At 65.8% G+C, this 8,096-nt stretch carries 7 protein-coding genes and 8 tRNA genes; 14 read left to right on the top strand and 1 reads right to left on the bottom strand.

The genetic code is table 11. The features are described 5' to 3' along the window. From FKP22_RS34375 to FKP22_RS14630, 14 genes are all read left to right on the top strand, one after another. On the top strand, positions 1-387 hold a 387-nt coding region (locus FKP22_RS34375), incomplete at its 5' end, for an SPOR domain-containing protein (protein ID WP_211361411.1). Further along, entirely contained in the window at positions 384-917 is a 534-nt protein-coding gene (locus tag FKP22_RS14570; protein WP_170200909.1) for a CvpA family protein, read from the top strand. The genes FKP22_RS34375 and FKP22_RS14570, both read left to right, overlap by 4 nt. A gap of 96 nt (positions 918-1,013) precedes the next feature. After that, positions 1,014-2,540 carry an amidophosphoribosyltransferase gene (gene purF / locus FKP22_RS14575; RefSeq protein ID WP_141288203.1) on the top strand — a complete coding sequence of 509 codons (1,527 nt, stop codon included), beginning with the start codon at positions 1,014-1,016 and terminating at the stop codon, positions 2,538-2,540. Next, positions 2,540-3,814 (top strand): O-succinylhomoserine sulfhydrylase, encoded by a 1,275-nt coding sequence (locus tag FKP22_RS14580; protein ID WP_141288204.1) that lies wholly within the window; start codon positions 2,540-2,542, stop codon positions 3,812-3,814. The genes purF and FKP22_RS14580 overlap by 1 nt, the downstream gene beginning before the upstream one ends. Next, on the top strand, positions 3,814-5,271 hold the full coding sequence (gltX, locus tag FKP22_RS14585) for a glutamate--tRNA ligase (RefSeq protein WP_141288205.1): 1,458 nt from the start codon (positions 3,814-3,816) through the stop codon (positions 5,269-5,271). The genes FKP22_RS14580 and gltX overlap by 1 nt, the downstream gene beginning before the upstream one ends. Before the next feature lie 106 nt (positions 5,272-5,377). Then, positions 5,378-5,453: transfer RNA gene (locus FKP22_RS14590), tRNA-Ala, on the top strand. Positions 5,454-5,488: 35 nt separating this feature from the next. Further along, a tRNA-Glu gene (locus FKP22_RS14595) sits at positions 5,489-5,564 on the top strand. 102 nt (positions 5,565-5,666) lie between these two features. Then, positions 5,667-5,743: transfer RNA gene (locus FKP22_RS14600), tRNA-Asp, on the top strand. A 71-nt stretch (positions 5,744-5,814) separates the two neighbouring features. Next, positions 5,815-5,890 (top strand) — tRNA-Ala (locus FKP22_RS14605). A gap of 35 nt (positions 5,891-5,925) precedes the next feature. Further along, positions 5,926-6,001, top strand: a tRNA-Glu gene (locus FKP22_RS14610). A 102-nt stretch (positions 6,002-6,103) separates the two neighbouring features. Beyond that, positions 6,104-6,180, top strand: a tRNA-Asp gene (locus FKP22_RS14615). 16 nt (positions 6,181-6,196) lie between these two features. Further along, positions 6,197-6,272, top strand: a tRNA-Glu gene (locus tag FKP22_RS14620). A 92-nt stretch (positions 6,273-6,364) separates the two neighbouring features. Further along, positions 6,365-6,441 (top strand) — tRNA-Asp (locus tag FKP22_RS14625). Positions 6,442-6,610: 169 nt separating this feature from the next. Continuing rightward, positions 6,611-7,360: a sulfite exporter TauE/SafE family protein gene (locus FKP22_RS14630; protein ID WP_141288206.1), complete on the top strand. Its 750-nt coding sequence runs from the start codon at positions 6,611-6,613 to the stop codon at positions 7,358-7,360. Positions 7,361-7,367: 7 nt separating this feature from the next. On the opposite strand, the gene FKP22_RS14635 is transcribed toward FKP22_RS14630, so the two are convergent. Further along, positions 7,368-8,096: alpha/beta hydrolase (locus FKP22_RS14635; protein ID WP_141288207.1), on the bottom strand; the 729-nt coding region annotated here is incomplete at its 5' end.

Below are 8,096 nucleotides of genomic sequence, written 5' to 3' on the forward strand. Positions count from 1 at the left end.
GCCAAGCCTGCTTCAAAGCCGGCCGAGAAACCCGCGGAGCGCGTGGCCGAAAAACCGCCGGAGCCCAAGCCGGTGGCGGTCAAGCCAGCCGAAAAACCGGCGGCCGAGAAGCCAACGCCCGAGCAGATCCTGGCTGGCAAGTCCACCGTGGCCGATGATGGCCGCTTTGTCGTGCAGATCGGCGCTTTTGCCGAAGCCGGCAGCGCCCGCGAGGCGCGTGGCAAGGTCGAAGGCCTGGGCTTGAAGACCTACACCCAGGTGATCGAATCGGCCACCGGTCGGCGCATCCGTGTGCGGGTCGGTCCGTACGCCACCAAGGCCGAGGCCGACAAGGCAGCGGCGCGCATCAAGGCCAGCGGCCTGCCAGCCGCGGTGCTGACGCTTTGAACACTGGTGTGCTGGCGGCGGACCTGGGCGGCGTGTCCGTGCTGGACTGGGGACTGCTGGGCCTGCTGCTGATCTCGGTGCTGCTCGGGCTTTGGCGCGGGCTGGTGTTCGAGGTGATGTCGCTGGGCGGCTGGGTGCTGGCGTGGATCGTCGGACTGCATGGCGGTCCGCTGGTCGGGCAGTGGCTGAACATTGGCCAGCCGGGCTCGGCGTTGCGCACCGGCGTGGGTTTTGTGGTGGCTTTTGCGGTGACCTTGCTGGCCTGCGGCCTGGCGGCCAGGCTGGTGCGGGCGCTGGTGGCGGCCACGCCGCTGAGCGGGCTGGACCGGTTGCTGGGCGGTGTTTTTGGGGTGGCGCGTGGGCTTTTGCTGCTGCTGGTGCTGGCCACGGTGGTCAGCTGGACGCCGCTGGCGCGGGCCGATTGGTGGCAGGCTTCACAGGGCGCCCGTTGGCTGGCCAGCCTGCAGCATGAATTGCGTCCTTGGCTGCCGGAGCGCTTCAGTGCCAGCATTCCGGTGCGTGGCGCTTGATCCCGCAGTAGCCGCCTCCAGATGCCGGGTTTACCCGGTGACAGACAATTTCGACTTCTTTCGATCTTTTCGACCTTTCGAGAACGGACCCCTCCCATGTGCGGCATCGTCGGCGTGATTTCCAAACAGCCGGTCAACCAACTCATCTATGACGCGCTGCTGCTGCTGCAGCACCGCGGCCAGGATGCAGCTGGCATCGTCACCATGCAAGGCACGAAGTGCTTCATGCACAAGGCCCGCGGCATGGTGCGCGACGTCTTCCGCACCCGCAACATGCGCGCGCTGCCCGGCACCGTGGGCCTGGGCCAGGTGCGCTACCCGACGGCCGGCAATGCCTACAGCGAAGAAGAGGCGCAGCCCTTCTACGTGAATGCGCCCTTCGGCATCGTGCTGGTGCACAACGGCAACCTGACCAACGCGCACGACCTGAAGAAGGAACTGTTCGCGATCGACCGGCGCCACATCAACACCGAGAGCGACACCGAGGTGCTGATCAACATCCTGGCGCATGAGCTGGAAGTTGCCGCGCGCAACCTGCCGCTGTCGCCGGAAGAGGTGTTCAAGGCCGTGCGCGCCGTGCATGGCCGCATCAAGGGTTCCTACGCTGTTGTCGCGCTGATTGCCGGCTACGGACTGCTCGCTTTCCGTGACCCGTACGGCATTCGCCCGCTGTGCTTCGGCACGGCCGAAGGCGAAGAGACGGCGGGCGTGATGGTGGCCAGCGAATCGGTTGCGCTGGAAGGCACCGGCCACAAGTTCCAGCGCGACGTGGCGCCCGGTGAAGCGATCTTCATCGACACCGAAGGCCGCATCCACAGCGAACAGTGCGCGCCGTCCGCCACGCTCAATCCGTGCATGTTCGAGTACGTCTACCTGGCCCGGCCGGACTCGGTGATCGACGGCATCTCGGTCTACCAGGCGCGCCTGAACATGGGCGAAACGCTGGCCCAGCGCCTGATCTCGACCATGCCGCCCAGCGAGATCGACGTGGTGATTCCCATCCCTGAATCCAGCCGCCCGAGCGCGATGCAGCTGGCGCAGAAGATCGGCAAGCCCTACCGCGAAGGTTTCGTGAAGAACCGCTACGTCGGCCGCACCTTCATCATGCCGGGGCAGGGCGTGCGCAAGAAGAGCGTGCGCCAGAAGCTCAATGCCATCGGCGTCGAGTTCAAGGGCCGCAACGTGCTGCTGGTGGACGACTCCATCGTGCGCGGCACCACCAGCAAGGAAATCGTGCAGATGGCGCGTGAGGCGGGCGCGAACAAGGTCTACATGGCCTCGGCTGCGCCGCCGGTGCGTTATCCGAACGTGTACGGCATCGACATGCCGACCAAGGAAGAACTGATCGCGCACAACCGCAGCATCGAGGAAATCCGCCAGTTCATCGGCGCCGATGCGCTGATCTACCAGGACGTGGACGCGATGAAGCGCGTGGTTGGCGCGCTGAACCCGGCGCTGCGCAGCTTCGAGGCTTCGTGCTTCGATGGCCACTACATCACCGGCGACGTGTCGGTGAAGGACTTCGAGACCATGAAGGCCCAGCGCGCCGCGCAGGGCGGCGACGAAGAAGAGATGGCAGACCGCAGCCGCCTGGCGCTGCAAAGCGGCAGCGAGGCGGGCTGATGAGCGGGGACAAGCCGAACAGCGAACAACCTCGCGTCAGCGACGAGGAGCGCCGCATCGCGCGCGCCAGCTTGCCCGAGGGCTTGCGCACCGAGACGCTGGCCGTGCGCGCCGCGCTGGCACCCAGCCAGCACGGTGAAAATTCCGAGGCCTTGTTCCTGACCAGCGGCTACCTGCAGCCGGACGCCGAAACCTCGGCCCGCCGCTTCGCCGCCTCCGAAGACTTCACCTACTCCCGCACCAGCAACCCCACGGTGCGCAGCTTCGAGGCCCGCCTCGCAGCGATGGAAGGCACCGAAGCCGCGGTGGCCACGTCAACGGGCATGAGCGCGATCCTGCTGCTGATCATGGGCCTGCTGAAGGCGGGCGACCATGTGGTCTGCTCGCGTTCGGTGTTCGGCTCGACGATCAACCTGTTCGCCAAGGAATTCGGCAAGTTCGGCGTGGAGACCAGCTTTGTCTCGCAGACCGACCTTGCCGAATGGCGCGCGGCGATCAAGCCGACGACCAAGCTGTTCTTTGCCGAGACGCCGACCAACCCGCTGACCGAGGTCTGCGACGTTGCCGCGCTGGCCGAGCTGGCGCATGGCGCTGGCGCGCTGCTGGCCGTCGACAACAGCTTCTGCTCGCCGGCCATCCAGCAGCCCGCCAGGCTGGGGGCCGACGTGGTGATGCACTCCGGCACCAAGTACCTGGATGGCCAGGGCCGCGTGATGGCCGGTTCCTTGTGCGGTTCGGAAAAGCTGATCAAGGATGTCTTCGGCCCGGTCATGCGCACCGCCGGCATGACGCTGTCGCCCTTCAATGCCTGGGTGGTGCTGAAGGGGCTGGAGACGCTGGGCATCCGCATGAAGGCCCACAGCGAAAACGCGCTGAAGGTCGCCCGGTGGCTGGAGAGCCGGCCCGAGGTGGCGCGCGTGTTCTATCCCGGCCTGGCCTCGCATCCGCAGCACGAGTTGGCGATGCGCCAGCACAAGGACGGGCAGGGGGGGGCCGTGGTGTCATTCGAGCTGCGGGCTGACACGCCTGAAGCTGCCAAGGCCGCGGTCTTCCATGTGATCGACAGCACCCGCGTGCTCAGCATCGCCACGAATCTCGGCGACACCAAGTCCATCATCACCCATCCAGCGACGACCTCGCACGGCCGGCTCAGCGAGGCCCAGCGCCAGGCTGCCGGCATCGGCCAGGGCCTGATCCGGCTGGCCGTGGGCCTGGAACACCCCGACGACATCACCGACGATCTGCTGCGTGGCCTGTCCACGCTGAACCACTGATGAGCCAAGCACAACCATCCAAGCGGGTGCGCACGCGCATCGCGCCGTCGCCCACCGGCTTCCTGCACCTGGGCACGGCGCGCACCGCGCTGTTTTCCTGGGCCTACGCCCGCCACTTCGATGGCGACTTCGTGCTGCGCATCGAAGACACCGACGTGGCCCGCTCCACCCAGGCCTCGGTCGAGCAGATCATCGCCTCGATGGACTGGCTGGGCCTGGGCTACGACGAAGGCCCGATCTACCAGATGCAGCGCCTGGCGCGCTACCAGTCGGTGATCGAGCAGATGCTGGCTGCCGGCACCGCCTACCACTGCTACAGCACGCCCGAAGAGCTGGACGCGCTGCGCGAAGCCCAGAAGGCCCGCGGCGAGAAGACCGGCTACGACGGCCGCTGGCGCCCGGCGCCGGGCAAGACGCTGCCCGAGGTGCCGGCCGGCGTGAAGCCGGTGGTGCGCTTTGCCAATCCGCAGGATGGCGAGGTCAGCTGGCACGACCTGGTCAAAGGCCAGATCACCATCGCCAACCGCGAGATCGACGACCTCATCATCCAGCGCCCGCCGGCCGATGACGCGCCGCCCGGCACGCCGGGCGTGCCGACCTACAACTTCGCGGTCGTGGTCGATGACTGGGACATGGGCATCACCCATGTCTTCCGCGGCGACGAGCACGTCAACAACACGCCCTGGCAGATCAACATCTTCAACGCGCTGGGCGCGCCGCTGCCGCAGTTCGGCCATGTGCCGGTGATCCTGGGCGACGACGGCCTGAAGCTGTCCAAGCGCCGCGGCGCGGTCAGCGTCACGGCCTACGAGGAAAACGGCTACCTGCCCGAGGCGATGCTGAACTACCTGGCCCGCCTGGGCTGGAGCCACGGCGACGACGAGCTGTTCAGCCGCGAGCAACTGGTGGAATGGTTCGACGGGCAGCACCTGTCCAGGAGCCCGGCGCAGTGGGACCCGGCCAAGCTGGCATGGGTCAATGCCCAGTACATCAAGCAGACCGACGACCTGCGCCTGGCCGAGATGGCGGCGGCACAACTGCGCCGCCGCGGCATTGCGGTGCTGGAGTCCAGCCCTGGCAGCCAGCATGGCGTGACCGCGGCGATGTGCGCGCTGTTCAAGGACCGTTGCAGCACCACGGTCGAGCTGGCCGACTGGCTGGCGATGTACTTCGCGCCGGTGCAGCCGGCCGAGGCCGAGCTGGCGCAACATGTGACCGACGCAGTGCGGCCGGCCCTGGCCGCGCTCGCCACGCGCCTGCAGGCGCTGGCCGAGTGGGACAAGGCGAGCATCCAGCAGGCGATCAAGGAGACCATTGGCGAGCAGGGCCTGAAGATGCCGCAGTTGGCGATCCCGGTGCGGGTGCTGGTCTGCGGCCGGGCCCAGACGCCGTCGGTCGACGCGGTCCTTTCGCTGTTCGATCGCCAAGTTGTCGTCGAGCGCTTGCGAAACGCTTGAATTTCGCTATATACTCTTGGTCTTGCTTGAACGGCGTAACCGATCAAAGCGGCTGAATTCAGGTGATGGGGCGAAGGCCCTGCTTGCTTGAAGAAGGTGCAGAGATGGGGGTATAGCTCAGCTGGGAGAGCGCTTGCATGGCATGCAAGAGGTCAGCGGTTCGATCCCGCTTACCTCCACCAAACTTGGTGGCGCCGTTGAAGCAAAAAGATCCAAGGCGCCCTTCGTCTAGAGGCCTAGGACACCACCCTTTCACGGTGGCTACAGGGGTTCGAATCCCCTAGGGCGTACCAGATACACTTCGGTGAAAGCCAAAGCAGGGTCTGGCAGGCAGTTGATGCCTGGAGTTGTTCGCAAGAGCAGCTTGAAGTTCAGCAAATGGTTAAAACCACTGCGGAGTGGTAGTTCAGTTGGTTAGAATACCGGCCTGTCACGCCGGGGGTCGCGGGTTCGAGTCCCGTCCACTCCGCCATCGAACAGCAGCGCCTGCTGGACGAGAGTCCTGCAGGCGTTTTCATTCGATTGCCGTTGGTTGGCGAATTTGGGGGTATAGCTCAGCTGGGAGAGCGCTTGCATGGCATGCAAGAGGTCAGCGGTTCGATCCCGCTTACCTCCACCACCCCAGCCAACGGTGAGAATGAAGTGAAAGTCTTGGCGCCCTTCGTCTAGAGGCCTAGGACACCACCCTTTCACGGTGGCTACAGGGGTTCGAATCCCCTAGGGCGTACCAGATGCGCTGCAGTGCAAACTGCGGTGGAATCTGGCAGGCAGTTGATGCCTGGGAGGGTTCGCAAGAATCTTCTGAAGTTCAGCAAGAGGTCAAGACCACTGCGGAGTGGTAGTTCAGTTGGTTAGAATACCGGCCTGTCACGCCGGGGGTCGCGGGTTCGAGTCCCGTCCACTCCGCCACAGAATTTGAATCCCGGCGCCCTTCGTCTAGAGGCCTAGGACACCACCCTTTCACGGTGGCTACAGGGGTTCGAATCCCCTAGGGCGTACCAGATGCGCTGCAGTGCAAACTGTGGTGGAATCTGGCAGGCAGTTGGAGGCCTGAAGTCGTTCGCAAGAATGGCTTGAAATTCAACACCACTGCGGAGTGGTAGTTCAGTTGGTTAGAATACCGGCCTGTCACGCCGGGGGTCGCGGGTTCGAGTCCCGTCCACTCCGCCACTCCTTTCGAATATGCGCATGGTAGTTGCTGCAAGGTTTCTTGCACCATCATGACCGTACCCAGGACGCCCGTCAAACTTTTGGTTTGCGGGCGTTTTTGCGTTTTGGTTCGCCTTTCGCCGCATTCGCACCGAGAATCGGCCTCGTCGCTTCAGTCCGTCCGCCGCCGATGTCTCCTGAAATTCTCCTGCTTGCGCTGGGCGCCGCCGTTGCCGGTTTTGTCCAGGGCATTTCCGGCTTCGCGTTCGGCATGGTAGCGATGTCGTTCTGGGTCTGGGGCATTGCGCCAAACGTGGCCGCGGTGATGACGGTGTTCGGTGGCCTCACCGGGCAGTTGCTCTCGGCCGCCACCGCCCGCCGCGGCTTGAACCTGCCGCTGCTTGCGCCTTTCCTGGTTGGCGGTGCCATCGGTGTGCCGATTGGCGTACTCATCCTGCCGCACCTGAACGCTGCCCATTTCAAGCTGGTGCTGGGCAGCCTGCTGCTGGTGTTCTGCCCGGCCATGCTGTTTGCGCCGCGTCTTCCCGCGTTGCGCTGGGGCGGCCGGGCGGGTGACGGCCTGGTGGGCGTGCTCGGCGGCGTGATGGGCGGCATTGGCGGCTTCACCGGCGTTGCGCCGGCGCTGTGGTGCACGCTGCGCGGCTACGACAAGGAAGTCAGCCGCACGGTGCTGCAGAACTTCAACCTGGCCGCGTTGGCGGCGGCTTTCGTCGCCATGGTGGTCTCTGGTGCGGTGCACCTGGACATGCTGCCGAAGTTTGCGGTCATCGCCCCCGCGATGGTCATCCCCACGCTGCTGGGCTCGCGAATCTACGTGGGCCTCAGCCCGCTGGCGTTCCGGCGCGTCGTGCTCAGCTTGTTGTCGCTGTCAGGGCTGACGATGCTGCTGGCCTCGCTGGGCACGCTGCTGCGAGGCTGATGTCTCGTCAGGCTGCGTTTGCCGACTGCGCCTGCAGACCGGTGACACGCAGCGCAAAAGCCGCCGAATCCGCCAGGCTTGCGCGTGCTTCGGGCAGCGTGATGAAGGTCGGCCAGACATGCGGCATGCCGGGCTTGATGTGCAGCTCGCTGGCCACGCCGTGGGCCAGCGCACGGGCGTGCAGCCGCTCGCTGTCCGACAGCAGGACTTCGCTGCTGCTGGCGTGCAGCATCATCGGTGGCAGCCCGCGCAGGTCACCGAACAGCGGCGAAGCCAGCGGGTCCTCGGCCGAGCGGCCTGCGAGGTAGAAGGCCGCGGCCTGTGGCAGTGCCTCGGGCGCGAACATCGTGTCCGAGCGTGCATTCAGCCGCATGCTGTCGCCCGCGCAACTCAGGTCGGCCCACGGTGAAAACAGCAGCGAGCCGGCCGGCAGCGCGAGGCCTTGCTGGCGCGCAGCGAGCAGGGTGGCCACCACCAGCCCACCCCCAGCCGAGTCGCCTGCGAACACGGTTTCATCGGGCAAGGTGCCTTCAGCCAGCAGTTGCCGCCACCAGGCCAGCGTGTCGTCCACCGCCGCTGGGCAGGCATGTTCGGGCGCCATGCGGTAGTCCAGCGACAGCACCCGCATGCCGGTGCGCTTGGCCAGTTGCGCCGCGGTCGGGCGGTGGGTCACCAGGTCGCAGAAGAAATACCCGCCACCGTGGCAATACAGCAGCGTGCCGCGAGGCGAGGGTGG

Source organism: Ideonella azotifigens (assembly GCF_006519715.1).
Lineage (GTDB): Bacteria > Pseudomonadota > Gammaproteobacteria > Burkholderiales > Burkholderiaceae_C > Ideonella > Ideonella azotifigens.